This is a genomic window from Kosakonia sp. R1.Fl, from assembly GCF_023516815.1.
GTDB lineage: Bacteria > Pseudomonadota > Gammaproteobacteria > Enterobacterales > Enterobacteriaceae > Kosakonia.
In genome coordinates, this window is sequence record NZ_JAMGSQ010000001.1 from 503,228 (window position 1) to 517,562 (window position 14,335).

At 52.7% G+C, this 14,335-nt stretch carries 14 protein-coding genes; 5 read left to right on the top strand and 9 right to left on the bottom strand.

Annotated features, from left to right (window positions below; all coding sequences use genetic code 11):
* Nucleotides 1-73 precede the first annotated feature (73 nt).
* Complete coding sequence (locus M8Q36_RS02260; protein WP_249879901.1) at nt 74-946, top strand: LysR family transcriptional regulator; 873 nt, start codon at nt 74-76, stop codon at nt 944-946.
* A gap of 31 nt (nt 947-977) precedes the next feature.
* Here M8Q36_RS02260 and M8Q36_RS02265 read toward each other — a convergent pair whose 3' ends face one another.
* The 3 genes from M8Q36_RS02265 to M8Q36_RS02275 are packed head-to-tail and all read right to left on the bottom strand — an operon-like array spanning nt 978 to nt 2,039.
* A complete protein-coding gene (locus M8Q36_RS02265) occupies nt 978-1,334 on the bottom strand; it encodes a TehB family protein (protein WP_020455230.1) in 357 nt (118 codons plus the stop codon).
* A 23-nt stretch (nt 1,335-1,357) separates the two neighbouring features.
* Nucleotides 1,358-1,696 (bottom strand): DUF1869 domain-containing protein, encoded by a 339-nt coding sequence (locus M8Q36_RS02270; protein ID WP_249879902.1) that lies wholly within the window; start codon nt 1,694-1,696, stop codon nt 1,358-1,360.
* 10 nt (nt 1,697-1,706) lie between these two features.
* On the bottom strand, nt 1,707-2,039 hold the full coding sequence (locus tag M8Q36_RS02275; RefSeq protein ID WP_249879903.1) for a TehB family protein: 333 nt from the start codon (nt 2,037-2,039) through the stop codon (nt 1,707-1,709).
* 210 nt (nt 2,040-2,249) lie between these two features.
* Between M8Q36_RS02275 and M8Q36_RS02280 the strand changes: the two genes are divergently transcribed.
* Nucleotides 2,250-2,837, top strand: a complete 588-nt coding sequence (locus M8Q36_RS02280; RefSeq protein WP_249879904.1) for a flavin reductase family protein — start codon at nt 2,250-2,252, stop codon at nt 2,835-2,837.
* Nucleotides 2,838-2,875: 38 nt separating this feature from the next.
* Here M8Q36_RS02280 and M8Q36_RS02285 read toward each other — a convergent pair whose 3' ends face one another.
* From M8Q36_RS02285 to M8Q36_RS02305, 5 genes are all read right to left on the bottom strand, one after another.
* Entirely contained in the window at nt 2,876-3,964 is a 1,089-nt protein-coding gene (locus tag M8Q36_RS02285) for a pectinesterase family protein (RefSeq protein ID WP_249879905.1), read from the bottom strand.
* Nucleotides 3,965-3,974: 10 nt separating this feature from the next.
* Nucleotides 3,975-5,558, bottom strand: a complete 1,584-nt coding sequence (locus M8Q36_RS02290; protein ID WP_249879906.1) for a GDSL-type esterase/lipase family protein — start codon at nt 5,556-5,558, stop codon at nt 3,975-3,977.
* Nucleotides 5,559-5,797: 239 nt separating this feature from the next.
* Nucleotides 5,798-6,832, bottom strand: coding sequence for an ABC transporter ATP-binding protein (locus M8Q36_RS02295; RefSeq protein ID WP_249879907.1), 1,035 nt, complete (start codon nt 6,830-6,832; stop codon nt 5,798-5,800).
* 1 nt (nt 6,833) lies between these two features.
* Nucleotides 6,834-8,408: an ABC transporter permease gene (locus tag M8Q36_RS02300; RefSeq protein ID WP_249879908.1), complete on the bottom strand. Its 1,575-nt coding sequence runs from the start codon at nt 8,406-8,408 to the stop codon at nt 6,834-6,836.
* Between the two features lie 21 nt (nt 8,409-8,429).
* Complete coding sequence (locus tag M8Q36_RS02305) at nt 8,430-9,446, bottom strand: iron ABC transporter substrate-binding protein (RefSeq protein WP_249879909.1); 1,017 nt, start codon at nt 9,444-9,446, stop codon at nt 8,430-8,432.
* A 341-nt stretch (nt 9,447-9,787) separates the two neighbouring features.
* On the opposite strand from M8Q36_RS02305, the gene M8Q36_RS02310 reads away from it, so the two are divergent.
* Both M8Q36_RS02310 and M8Q36_RS02315 read left to right on the top strand, forming a co-directional pair.
* Nucleotides 9,788-10,015, top strand: coding sequence for a hypothetical protein (locus M8Q36_RS02310; RefSeq protein ID WP_020455240.1), 228 nt, complete (start codon nt 9,788-9,790; stop codon nt 10,013-10,015).
* Nucleotides 10,016-10,327: 312 nt separating this feature from the next.
* A complete protein-coding gene (locus M8Q36_RS02315; protein WP_249879910.1) occupies nt 10,328-12,517 on the top strand; it encodes a TonB-dependent siderophore receptor in 2,190 nt (729 codons plus the stop codon).
* Nucleotides 12,518-12,802: 285 nt separating this feature from the next.
* Here the strand turns inward: M8Q36_RS02315 and M8Q36_RS02320 are convergent, their stop codons facing one another.
* A complete protein-coding gene (locus M8Q36_RS02320; protein WP_249879911.1) occupies nt 12,803-13,282 on the bottom strand; it encodes a hypothetical protein in 480 nt (159 codons plus the stop codon).
* Between the two features lie 435 nt (nt 13,283-13,717).
* On the opposite strand from M8Q36_RS02320, the gene M8Q36_RS02325 reads away from it, so the two are divergent.
* Nucleotides 13,718-14,275, top strand: a complete 558-nt coding sequence (locus tag M8Q36_RS02325) for a DsbA family protein (protein WP_249879912.1) — start codon at nt 13,718-13,720, stop codon at nt 14,273-14,275.
* Nucleotides 14,276-14,335 lie beyond the last annotated feature (60 nt).

Below are 14,335 nucleotides of genomic sequence, written 5' to 3' on the forward strand. Positions count from 1 at the left end.
GCTGATAAATTATTGACTCGTTTCAGCGAGAGATTCCAATATACAAAGCATCAGGGTTTGAGATGTTTTTAATATGGAACTCCGTTATCTACGCTATTTCGTCGCCGTTGCGCAGACGCAACATTTCACCCGTGCCGCAGAAATGCTGGGCATGTCGCAACCGCCGTTAAGCCAGCAAATTCGCCGTCTTGAGCAAGAAGTGGGTACGCCGCTTTTTTACCGGCAAACTCGCGGTGTTGAGCTCACCGAAGCGGGTGAAGCGTTTTATGAAGATGCCTGCCAAATCATCGCGTTGAGCGATGCGGCAATGGAAAAAGCGAAAGGGATTGCGCGGGGGATTAATGGAAAATTGTACCTTGGCGTGACCAGCTCCAATGCGTTTCACACGCAAATTTTTTCCGCGCTTCGCCAGTTTCAGCAAAGCTATCCGCAGGTGGCGCTGTATCAAAAAGAGGACAATATGGCGACGCTGATGCAGGAGCTGGAAGAGGGGCTGATTGACGTGGCCTTTGTGCGCCTGCCGTGTGAAAACAGCAAAATGTTCAACCTGAAATTGATCGACGAAGAGCCGATGGTACTGGCGTTACACCGCTCGCATCCGCTTGCCGCGAAAGCAGATATCTCGCTTAACGAATTGCAGCAAACACCGCTGATTATCTTCCCTCAGCAGGTCGCGCCGGGGCTGTATGAACTGGTTTTCAACGCTTGCCTGCGCGCGGGTATTGATATGGAAAACCAGCAACAAGCGTCGCAGTTCTCCTCTTCGCTGAGCATGGTGGCCGCCGGTTTCGGCTTCGCCATCGTTCCGCAATCCATGGCCTGTTTCAGCCACCCGCAAGTGACATTTCACCGGATGCCGGAACAGACATTAAAAACGGATGTAGCGCTGGCGTGGCGCAAGTTCGAGCGTTCACCCGCCGTAAAACGGTTTATTGAGAACTTTTAAAAACGCCCGCCGTAAAGCGGGCGTGAACTGTTTAGCTGCGATGGGTATTCACAACCTGGCCAATCCCCTTCCCTTCCAGCGCTTCGTTGGGGTCGGCAAAGAAATCGATATTGAAGTAGGTGTCATCGGTTAACAGTTCAATATGGTGCCAGTATTGCGGCGGGCTAATGCCAAAATGCCCGGCTTCAATCACCACTTCCACTTCCGGCGTGGTGTCATGCTCACTGGCAAAACCAAAATATTTCACGGCCCCCTGCATCACCGACAAACGACCATAGACCCCTTTTTTGGTGTTGTGATGGGTGAGCAGCGCCTGTGGAACCGTCTCTTTCGTCCAGAAAGGCGTTGAGCGGGTATGACGGAAATGAACAGGAATTTGATGCGCCATAATACCTCCTGAGGCCGCTTCGATTACCAGCCACACACGTTAGTTTCTTCGTCCGATTCATAGCCGCGAACGATATTAATCAACTCTTTCACCGCGTCTGCGGCATTAAGCGGATCTTTCAGCTCATTAAGACTGGAAAACTCTTTATCCACTGAAACCCCGTTATTATTGTTGGTCACCGTCAGGATAAACTCACTGGAATTATCTTTCGCGCCCGCAAGGCCAGCAATCAGCTCCGATACCGCCTGTACTGCAACATCAGGGACATATAACGACATTGGCTTGAGATAGATCTTTTCCTGCGTTTCATTGTTCGCACGGTTAGAAACTGCTAAAGAATAACCTTTGTTTTCAGTTGTCATCAGAATTACCTCAGCCTTCAATCAAAATTTTCGGGTCAACATAGAAATCGACGCTAAATATCGTATCGTCGCTTAATACTTCAATGTTGTGCCATTTTTCCGGCGGGAAAACGCCAAATTCACCGGCATTAATCGTTAATGTCTCTACCGGTTGCGGGCTGGTTTCATCGGCGTAACCGTAATAGCGGATCGCCCCTTGCAGCACACTCAAACGCGGGTAGACACCCTGGCGTGTTCCGGCGTCGAGATGGCGTTTCCAGATGGACGCCGGAGCGGTTTCTTTGGTCCAGAACGGCGTTGAGCGGGTGTGGACATAGTTCGCGGGTATCGCAATTCGTTGCATGTTTCATCCTCTTTGTGTCTCAGCAAAGCAGGTTTGCCGGGAGGGGGAAAAGAATTTGTTGCATATGATATACCTGTTTTATAATTTGTGGACTACTTTTTTTAGGGGTTATTTTCGCTGAATTTTGTTACTCAGAAAGGGTTATTGATAAATACACCATGACGGGGGAAAAATGACAGATAATTATTTATAAGCAGGAATCAACGCGCAATGAAAAACAAATCAAAACTCAATTCTTTTTATTATGGCTTTCCCGTTTTTTTAATCACCACGCAAGATAAAGATGGCAACACAAATATTTCAGCGGCATCCTCCTCTATTTCTCTGGGCGAGAAACTGATTATTGGCATCAGCAAAGGCGGTAAAACCTACAATAATTTATTGGCCGGTTCAGACGCCGTGATCAATATTCCCGATCACACGCTTTGGGAAAAAGTGGAGCAAATCGGCAAACTTACCGGCGGCGATAGCCTGTCGGAAAACCAGACCAAGTGGGGGGTTGAAATTTGCCACGATAAATTCGCCAAAGCCGGGTTACACACAGAAGCCTCTGTCGATGTCGCGCCGCCGCGCGTTGCCGAGTGCCCAATCCAGGCGGAATGCCGCTTAGTCTCTACCAGCGATAAAGGCCGTTTTATGTTGGCTGAGCTGGATATCGTGAACTTATGGGTTGAAAACACGCTGTTAAATGAAAATGGCATTGTTGATTCAGGCAAATGGAAACCGCTGATTTTCAATTTCCGTGAATACACTACCGTTGGCGATACGCTCGGGTTTAACGTGAAATACGGCAACTGATCCTGATAAATTGCCCCCGCTCACGGGGGCATAATCCTTCACTCCAGCAACGCTTTATCCCAGCCGCTGAAAATCGCCGCCAGATTATATTGCGCGGCGTCCGCCTTGCTTAACTGGTATTTCGTACCGCCCTGCCCGGCGCCCGGACCACGGTTATCAAACTCATAAAAACGGCTGTCCTCCGGATAAAACCAGATTTTCTCCCCGGCTTTATCTTTGCCGGACATTTTATCCCAGCCGTAAATATGGTCGTCGATTTCGCAGTTGATAAACGCCGCCAGGCCAATGGCGTTCGGATCGGCATAGCGCCCGTCGCTGAATTGTGTTGTCGGATGCCACGGGCGACCCAGCGCGAAGCTTTTCGCCGGAACACCCGCTTCTTTGCTGAGCTTGCTGTTGATGATCAACAAGCCAAACTTCTCATCCGCCTGCGTCGCCGGGGCGGTGATATAGCCATACGGCGGGGCAATATCATTGCGGTTACGGGCGATAATCTCGCAGCGGTCAAACACCGCAATGCCGGGGCCAAAGATAAAATCAACGTGCCCGCTCACTTCACATTCGGTGAAATAGCTGCGGCTCCCGCTCTTGCTGTAAAAGGTGTCCTGGTAACCTTCGAGCCGGACATGGCGGAAACGCGCTTTATCGACATTTTCCGACACCATCAGCGCCACCGCCTGCGTGTCTTTCAGTTTCTTCGCATCGCCATCCGGCAGCGCGGCATTGGCCGGGAAGTCAAAGCTATTGCGAATGGTCAGGTTCTCAATAGTCACGCCCGATGCGCGCACTTCCACCGTGCTGGTACGCCCGGTGCCGAGCTTCTGCCCGTCACTGCCTAATGCACCGGCGGGCGTATTTGCCTCAATCTGCGTTTGCTCTTTGGATTGCCCCACCAGCGTGACCGGTTTTTCAATCACCAGCCGTTCGTTCCAGCGCCCCTCTTTGACCAGGATCCGCCACGGCGTGCCGCTGTCAGGCGCGGCGGCCAGCGCCTGGCTGATGGTGGCGAACTCACCGGCTTGCGGCGCGGTGGAGACAATGGCGTTCCACTCGCTCGCCTGAGCGGAAACGCTGATACAAGTCAGCAACAGCGCGGAATAGTGCAGTGAACAGTGCAGTGTTTTCATCGGTCTCTCCTTAGGGTTTTAATGTGTCGGCAAGCGAGCTCAATTCAGGGGTCGTTCGGATTAGATCAGCTACCATCGATGCGATAGCTTCTGCACCTTGTTGCTGGAAATGGGTGGTATCAGGATTGCTGCGAATCCCGGAAGTTTGCGTTTTATACCAGGGGTAGCGCGGGTCGTTCACATCCACAGCCAGCCAGTAATCCATCCAGTCACTGGCGTGCGCATTGGCGAAATCGATGGTCGCTTTTTCCAGATCAATAAGCGGCACGTGGTTGCGTTGGGCGGTCTGTTTGATGGTGTCGATGTAGTTTCCGGCAAAGCGGTAACCCGGCTTTTTCACCGTGTAATGGCTGCTGACCACCACATCGTCGACGCCCTGCTGAAAGGCTGTTTTCCCGGCGCGGTTTTTTACCCGCGTGGTCGGGGTCAACAGCACCGGCGTCGCGCCCGCTGCACGCGCCAGCGTGATATAGCGCTCCAGCGAGTGCTGGAACGACAACAATGGTTCCCCCGGCGGAAACTGCGGATTGCCGCTGGCATCATTGGGATAGGTGCAGAGGTTTTTCACATCAGCCGCACCGCGCACCGCTTTATCGCTATCGCAGTTTTGATCGTTATGACCGTGGGCGATAAAGACATAGTCGCCGGGGCGCAAATCGCGCGCCATTTGCTGGTACCAGCCTTCATTGTAGAAATCGCGGCTGGAGCGCCCGGAACGCGCGCCATTAAGCACCACGACACCGCTATCAGCGCGAAAAGCGTGCTGGAAAACTTGCCCCCAGCCCATGCGCGGTAAACGGGCGACTTCATAGGTGGCGGCGGTGGAGTCGCTGACCAGCAAAATCCGCGTTTTCGCGCTGCTGATAGCCTGCCGATCGCGCAGCGCACGCGGCAAATCTAACGGTTCCCACGGCCCGCTGTTCTGTAAACCGACAATCGGACGAAAGGCGCTGTCGGTCAGCACTGCCGCGCCCGCCTCGCCGCTGTTGTTGTCATAGTTACGATTGTGGTTAATCACCGACAAAATCCGCGCCATACCGTTGCCGGTGCGAATCGGCGTCTGCACCGGATCGGCAGTTTGCGCATTCAGGCCAGATAAACGCAACGCGTCGGCCATACCTTGACGAAAGTTAGCCAGTGGTTCGGTCAGCAAACCAGCATTCAGCTTGCTGTTATCACCGCGCTCAACCCATTGCTGCGGGCCGATATAGCCCAACTGACCGGCCACTTCGGAGACCAGCCTGTCGGTAAAGGGGGTGATATTAGCGGTATTGCGGCGCTCTTTTTGCAGCGTAATCAGCAGCGAGGCCATACAGCGCGCACGCGGCTCATCGCTTCGCAAACACGACTCAGCGCCGCCCGTGCTCTGAGTGGTGGAAAGGGTTAACGGTGGTGTGAGGGCATCAACCGCCAGCGAATAGCGTCCATCGCTGCGCGTTTTGGTGGTAAGGCGCTTGCCTGAACTGTCGGTCACCGTCACCGATGCACCCGCCAGCGGCGCGTCGGCGAAAACCGCGCCTTCAAGTATCGTTGCCGCATTCGCCATCGCAGGCAGGCAACAAAACAGCACACTAAGTCCCAGAGGGTATTGCATGGATCATTCTCCTGAAACAGGTTCTCCCGGCAGGCTGCACCGGTGTAATCGCGCGTTTCTGTTTCTGGAAAATGTGGCCAAGAGTGAACGCCATCAGGCATTACGGGTCAACAAAGGCTTTTATTTTTATGTCGATACAAAACGAAACGAAGTTTTACACATGTGAAAACATCGTTTTGAGATCGGTCTCAAGAATATGACAATTGATAAACAAACCCGGCGTTAACCGGGCATCACATTCAGCGGGGGAATACGCGGGCGCTACCGTTAACCTGCAGATTCACTTTCATGCCGGGTCGCCAATCCGGGCGGGTGATGGCTTGTAATGTCAGGCGTTCGCCGGTTTGCGAAAACAGCAGCGTCAATGACGAAAGGTATCCGGCAAAATCCATATCGATAATTTGTGCCTGCGGGTAGGTTTGATGCTCATCGCACGGCACCACACTCACCTGCTCCGGGCGCAACATGATGCGATGAACGCCAGAAAGCGCGGGGTTATCCACCACCACATCACCAAGCAGGCAGTGCGCACGCCCTTGCGCCACATCGGCAGATAAAATCAGTGCATCGCCCAAAAACAGCGCCGTCTCCTCATCAACCGGTTGCGAATAGACCGCGAACGGCGATCCCACCTGCGCAAAGCGACCGTGGCGGATCACCACAATCTGGCTGGCGAAGGAGAGTGCTTCTTTCTGATCGTGAGTAACCAGAATGGATGCAACGCCGGCTTCAGTCAGCAAATCCGCCATGGCTTTACGCGTGGCGGCGCGCAGGCCAGTGTCCAGCGCCGAAAACGGTTCGTCGAGCAACATCAGCGCCGGTTTCTGCGCCAGCGCTCTGGCCAGCGCCACACGTTGCTGCTGCCCACCAGAGATCTCATGCGGCCAGCGTGCCGCCAGCTTGCTGTCCAGCGACACCATCGCCATTAACTCGTCAACACGGCGTTGCTTCTCATGGCGCGAACCTTTAAGCCCCCAGGCAATATTTTCGCCGACGCGAAGGTGCGGAAACAGCGCGCCTTCTTGCGGTACAAAGCCAATGTTGCGTTGGTGGGCCGGGACAAACTGACCATCGCCAAACAAGGTTTTTCCTTGCAACTCAATACGCCCGCTGTCCGGCATTTCAAACCCGGCGATCAAACGCAGTAACGTGGTTTTTCCCGACCCGGACGGGCCGACAATCGCCGTGCGACTACCCGCAGGGATCACCAGATTGACATCATCCAACACGCGCGCGGCGGCAAAGCTTTTCGAAATTGTTGCCAGTTCTAACATCTTAAAGACCCGAAAGTTTTTGTGATTGCTTATACAGCAGGCCGGTCAACGGCAAGGAGATCAAAATCATCAGCAACGCATAAGGCGCAGCCGCCACGTAGTCGATCTCGCTGGTCAGCGCCCAGAACCCTGTCGCCAGCGTGCGCGTGCCGAGCGGGGAAAGCAGCAGCGTGGCGGTCAGTTCGGTGCTCACGCCCAGAAAGACTAATGCCGCAGCGGTAGAGGCGCCCGGTGCAGCCAGCCGCAGCGTGACGCTCACCAGCGCTCTGCCAGGCGAGGTGCCAAGGCTTTGCGCCACCTGCTCAAGCTCGACCGGCGCTTGCGCAATCCCGGCGCGTAAGTTGATTAACGCTCTGGGCATAAACATCAACAGCCAGGCGAGAAACAGCGTCACTTCAGTCTGATAAATCGGGCGCGCGTAATGAATGGTCACGGTAACCAACGCCAGCGCCACCACAATACCCGGCAATGCGCTGGTGATGTAATTACAGCCTTCAAGCAAGCGGAATACGCGGCGCGGATGGCGGACCGAGAGCCACGCCGTCGGAATGGCGAACGCGGTGGTGATCAGCGCCCCGCAAACGGCCAGAAAAAGAGTCTGGCGCAGTGAAAGCCAGAGATCCGCGCGGTGCCAGTTATCGAACCCACCGAGCCACAACCAGCGGCCAAGCACCGCAATCGGCGTACCGAATGACAGCGCCACCGTACATGCCGCCAGCAATAACCCCAACCCGCAGCTCCAGCGCCCAAGCGCGCGGCGCTGCTGCTTACGCGCTGAACCTGAGCCCACTCGCGCATAGCGCGCTTTGCCACGCGCCGCCGTCTCCAACAGCAGCAACGCCAGGCAGCAGAGCGCCAGCACACCGGCGAGCATATTGGCGGCCGGGCCGCTGAACGTTGACTGGAACTGATCGTAAATCGCGGTGGTGAAGGTATCGAAGCGGATCATTACAAACAGGCCATATTCCGCCAGTAAGTGCAGCGCCACCAGCAGCGCACCGCCACAAAGCGCCAGCCGGAGCTGGGGTAAGATCACGCGAAAAAAGATCCGCCACGGCGGAGTGCCAAGCGATGCCGCAACATCCTCAAGGCTGGGATCGAGGCGGCGCAATACCGCCGCGACCGGCATATAAATAAACGGAAAATAGGCCAGCACGGCGATAAACACCGCCGCAGGTAATCCATTAAACCCAGGCAAAACGCTCACCCAGGCATAGCTTTGTACAAACGCCGGGATCGCCAGTGGCGCAACCGCCAGCACGGCCCATATGCGCCGGCCAGGCAGCGACGTCCGTTCGGTGAGCCACGCCAGCGACGTGCCAAGCGCGACGCTGGCGGGTACCGCAAGTGCAATAAGCCAGAAGGTGTTGACGAGCAACTCACCCACACGCGGGCGAAAAATGAGCGCCCGCACCGTCGCCCAGCCGGTATCAATACCGACACCGATGACAAAACCAACGGGCAGTAAGGCCAGTGCCGCGACAAAAAGGGCAAATACCACCAGCACCCGCGAAGGGCGGTGCCGGGCGGCATGACTGACCGCATTGCTAGCCGCCGGGAGACTTAAACTGGACATCAGGCACTCTTTCCTGCGTGATTACAACAGACCGGCTTCGGTCATTAACTCGCTGACTTTTTTGCTGTTAAGCGCAGAGGGTTCCACTTTCGGTGCGTCTAATTGCGCCAGCGGAACCAGTTTTTCATTGGAAGCCGCGCCTTCTCCTACTGCGTATTCAAACGCCGTATTGGTACGCAACATCTCCTGGCCCTGCTTGCCGGTTATCCATTTGATAAACGCCTGCGCCTGTTTCTGGTGTTTGCTGGACGCTAAAACGCCGCCGCCAGAGACGCTGACGAACGCGCCCGGATCCTGATGTTTAAAGTAGTGAAGCTGAGTGTTTTTGCTGTTCTCGCCGGTTTTCGCCTGATCGACAAAGTAGTAGTAGTGATAAATCACGCCGCCGTCGATTTGTCCGGCATTGACCGCTTTCATCACCGTGCTGTTGCCTTTGTAAGGCACAAAGTTAGTTTTCATCGCTTTCAGCCAGTCCAGCGTGGCTTTTTCGCCTTTCAGTGTCAGCATCGCGCTGACAATGGCCTGGAAATCAGCGCCTGAAGGCGACGCCGCCCAGCGGCCTTTCCATTCCGGTTTGGCTAAATCCATGATCGATGCAGGTAACTGCGAAGCAGAAAGTTTCGTCGGGTTATAGACAAAAACGGTGCTGCGCGCGGCAATACCAATCCAGCGGCCATGCGCCGGGCGGAACTGAGCCGGAACTTGTTTCAGCGTATCCGCATTGAGCGGCGCAAAAAGCCCGGCGTTGTCGACCAGCGTCATCGCCGGGGAGTTTTCCGTCAGAAACACATCCGCTGGCGAAACGTTGCCTTCCTGCACCAGTTGATTACCCAGCTCCGTGTCGCCGCCGTTACGCAACGTGACTTTGATGCCGGTTTCTTTGGTGAATTCGTCGACCCAGGATTTTGTCAGGTTTTCGTGCTGCGCGTTATAGACCACGATACCGTCATCGTTATCGGCGGCGAGCGCCGCAGGAGCAGCAAAAACTGAAGAGATGACCAGTGCAAGTGAACAGAGCGGCAAAAAGCGGTTCTTCATCATCATTCCTTTTAAATTATGTGTAACAGTCAGCACATACGAGCCGGGCTGGATTTTAATCGCAGTGGAAATGAAATGAGAATCAAAACTATTATCAGAAGAATGAGTTTGAAATTAAATATCATCAAAAATTAAAAAATGAATTAATCCACCAGCCCACAATGGCGAGATACTCCAAAGATTAAGGCAACCTTAACATCAGGTTAAATGTTTCATATATTATCAATCCAGCGAATCAGACAACCGTGGCTATCTTTTCCGTGAATAACAAATTAACATCAGATTGAGTGGGTTTAATACCAAACATCGCAAAACAACCTGCACAGGTAAGACAAATTATTATGAAAAATAAAAAGATAGATACAATGGCAAAAGTGGCTATGCGCAGCAGGGGATTGTCTGTAAAAGAAAAGCGCGTGCGTTATCAGGGTAAGATATTTACCTTTAAATATGTTTCTGGCCACTATGAAATCTTTTTCGAAGGCGAAAAAGTGGACGCTATCGAAACAGATAACATCAATCAGGCGATTGCGGATTTTAAAGAAAAACATAACAAAACGAAGCGCTAAACCACGCTAAAATACCTTTTCATTTACCGTTAACGCTTCAACCAATAAATAGCCGCAAGCTTATTATACCGGGCGGTATTATTATCGAACCCGGTGCCCTCCTCGCCCTTTCCCTGTTCAGATCCCCGGTCAAAAACCCTAAAAATATCATGGAAATCACCGGGTTAATCCAATATTTTTTTACATAAAGCGTTTACATGGTAACGATAATTCATATCATCTTGATAATCGCTATCAACAAATAGCTATATTGCTTGCGGCCCGGGAGGATCAGCGCCGCCGTACTTCTGTTAAATCAGGATCACCATAACAATGAAATCTCGTTATCTTTGGGCATTAAATCCTTGTTTATTGATGATGTTTTCCGCTCACGCCTCGGCGGAAGGTCAAAAAGAAGAGACGCTGGTGGTTGCCGCCAGCCGCGCAAACCACAGCGTTACGGATATGGCGCAAACCACCTGGGTCATTGAACAGGCTGAAATTGAGCAGCAGGTTCAGGGTGGAAAAGAGTTAAAAGAGGTACTGGCGCAGTTAATTCCCGGCATGGACGTCAGCAGCCAGGGACGCACCAATTACGGCATGAATTTGCGCGGCCGTTCAATGATGGTGATGGTAGATGGTGTACGTCTGAACTCGTCCCGCAGCGATAGCCGCCAGCTCGATGCTATTGATCCGTTTAACATTGCGCGCATCGAAGTTATCTCCGGCGCGACATCGCTGTACGGCGGCGGCAGTACCGGCGGTTTAATCAATATTGTCACCAAAAAAGGCCAGCCGGAAACCGAGGTTGAGTTCCAGACCGGCACGAAAAGCGGTTTTAACAGCCATAACGATCACGACGAGAACATCGCGGCTGCGGTCAGCGGCGGTAACGATAACGCTTCAGGTCGCCTCTCGGTGGCGTACCAGCGCTATGGCGGCTGGTACGACGGCAAAGGCAATGAAGTGATCATTGATAACACGCAAACCGGTTTGCAATACTCAGACCGCCTGGATGTAATGGGTACCGGCACGCTGAATATCGACGATCATCAGCAGTTGCAGCTCACAACGCAGTATTACAAAAGCCAGTCTGACGGTAAGCACGGCCTTTTCCTTGGCGAAAACTTCTCGGCGGTGCGCGGTTCCGGCGACGCTTACAACAAAAGTAATCTTGATTCCGACCGCATCCCCGGCACCGAACGCCACTTAATTAACCTGCAATACGCCAACAGCGATTTCTGGGGCCAGGATTTACTGGCGCAGATTTACTACCGTGACGAAAGCCTGACCTATTATCCCTTCCCGACGCTTTCCGGCGGCTCGGTGACCAGCATTGGCGCATCGCAGCAAAAAACCGATTTCTACGGCGGCAAACTCACCCTTAACAGCAAACCGCTGGAAGATCTGACATTGACCTGGGGTGTGGACGCCGAACATGAAACGTTCGATGCCAACCAACAGTTTTTCAATCTCAGCAACGCCGCCGCCAGCGGCGGGATGAAACTGGATAACGCTTATAACGTCGGGCGCTATCCCGGCTACAGCATCACGAACCTCGCGCCGTTCCTGCAAAGCAGCTATGACATTGCGGCCATCACCCTGAGCGGCGGCGTGCGCTACCAGTACACGGAAAACAGAGTCGACGACTTTGTGGGCTACGCGCAGCAGCAAGCCATCGCCACCGGCAAGGCGACCTCGGCAGACGCGGTGCCAGGCGGCAAAACGGATTACAACAATCTGCTGTTCAACGCCGGCATCCTCGGTCATCTGAGCGAACGCCAGCAGGTGTGGTTTAACTTCTCGCAAGGCTTTGAAATCCCGGACCTGGCGAAATATTACGGTTCCGGCACCTACAAGCTCGAAAATGGCCACTACCGTCTGGTTAACAGCGTCAACGTTAATGATTCGAAGCTGGACGGCATTAAAGTGAATGCCTACGAGCTGGGCTGGCGCTTCACCGGCGATAGCCTGCGTACGCAGATCGCCGCGTACTACTCGCTTTCGGATAAAACCATCAACATCAACAAAAGCGATATGACCATCAATATTGAAGATGACCAGCGTCGTATTTACGGTGTGGAAGGCCAGGTCGATTACTTCTTTAGCGACAGCGAATGGAGCACCGGCGCAAACTTTAACGCCATCAAGTCGCAAACCCGCGTCGATGGCAAGTGGCAGAAACTGACCGTGGATAGCGCCAGCCCGTCGAAAATGAGCGCGTGGGTCAACTGGGCGCCAGGCGACTGGACACTACGCCTGCAAAGCACGCAGACATTTGATCTTTCTGACGCCGATGGGAAGCATATTGACGGGTACAACACTGTTGATCTGCTCGGCAGCTACCTTCTGCCCGTCGGTAAGTTGAGCTTTAGTGTTGAAAACCTGCTGGACGAAGATTACACCACCGCGTGGGGACAACGCGCACCGGGTTTATACAGCCCAACTTACGGCGCAGCGGGTTTATATACCTATAAAGGCCGCGGCCGTACTTTTGGCCTGAATTATTCCGTTCTGTTCTGATGAGATATGCCGCCTGTTTATCAGGCGGCATATTGCGTTTTATTCACGCCCAATAAAAACGCAGAAAAGCCGATATCCTCAGCCATTATTTTGCTGAAAATATATCGTGTTATTTTTGCCTTAAGCCAAATAGATGACTGAGGCGACTCTATTTCCCGGCCAGCGACAACCTAATATAAGATATATTGAAATAACAACCGCGAAATATAAGATCCAGTTAGAGATACCGGATTAATACAGCTAACGTTAATAACCCTGAAAAAAGACAGGTTTTATTGGAGATGTTTATTGCATATCCGTCGGTTCAGATTCGCCCGCCGTTATCTGCTCTTGCTGCACGACCGCTTTTGCGTCCTGTTTGTGTTGTTCAGCCACGCGTTTCTCTTTCTGTAACTGCGCGGTGGCTAACTCTTGTTGCGTCACTTTTTTACCCGAAAACGCATCAACCATTTCCGTTCTGCCGTCAGGATATTTAACGATGGTCACCAGTCGTCCGCCAAATTGCGGAATACCGGTCATCGCCAGTGAATAATCAATTTCATGATTTTCCACCTTTTTCTTTTCCTGAACCTGCTGCCCGGCTTTTATCTCGTTGCTGTGTTTGTGCTTTTCTGCGCGGCTGGAGAGCGTCACTTTGGTGCTCTCATCATGCGAAGCGCTATTTGCCGCGCCATTGTCCGTATGAGCCGCCGATTTATGGTTTGTGTTTTCTTTTGTTGTGGCAAGGTGCGGGCTTGCCTGAATCGCCTGAATCTCCTGCATCATTATCTCCGCTATCAATGACCAGATATTCCGCCAAATGACTCTGCCTGAGCCGAAAAAAAGATCCTCATAACGATTATCGACAGGCAAAAGAAACAGATTAATAACAAATAGCGCTGAAACAGGATGATTTACATACAAAAATTAAATAAGCACACGATATTTAATAAAACAATAATTTTACTTAAATCAGTTGGATATTAAAAAATATACGTTAAGTCAGGGCATATTATTAAAAGAAGAAGCGCCGCCCATTTTTATCACTAAATTTTAACAAACAAATATCCATGTCAGCACGCAACGTTTTAACGCCCGCATCGGCAAAATAACGCAACCGCTAAACGTCTTAACCGCATCGGTAGCAAAGCGCCTTTCCCCTGCCTGCGGCATGCTGCTACTCTTTGAAACGCGAAAAAATATAAAATATCAGGAGTGAAAATGAGCCAACAACCGCTACATGCCGCCCCGCTCAGTTGGGGTCACGGCCCACGCACGTTCGAGGTATTTATCGAACCTACTTGCCCTTTTTCTGTACGCGCGTTTAACAAACTGGACGCGCTGCTACATCAGGTCGGCGAGGATAACGTCACGGTGAAAATCCGTTTGCAATCACAGCCGTGGCATCTGTTTTCCGGTGTGATTATCCGCTGCATCCTCGCGGCATCGACGCTTGCAGATGGCAAAAATGCCGCGCATAAAGTGCTGCAAGCAGTTGCCGATCATCGCGAAGAGTTTGAATTTACCGACCACTGCAGCGGCCCGAATATGCATACCACGCCGCAGCAAATCATTGAACGCATCGAACAGTACAGCGGAGTGCAACTGGCAGAGGCTTTTGCTCGTCCGGAACTGCAAACCGAGATCAAATGGCACAGCAAATACGCGCGCCAGAATGGCATCCATGTTTCGCCAACCTTTATGGTTAACGGGCTGGTGCAGGCCGATCTCGGTAGCGGCGACGATATCAACATCTGGGCGCAACGTATTCTCGCCTGAGGCGACTGCTACACTGCTTTGCAGGCGCTTAACTTCTTCAACACATCAACGAAAAGGCAG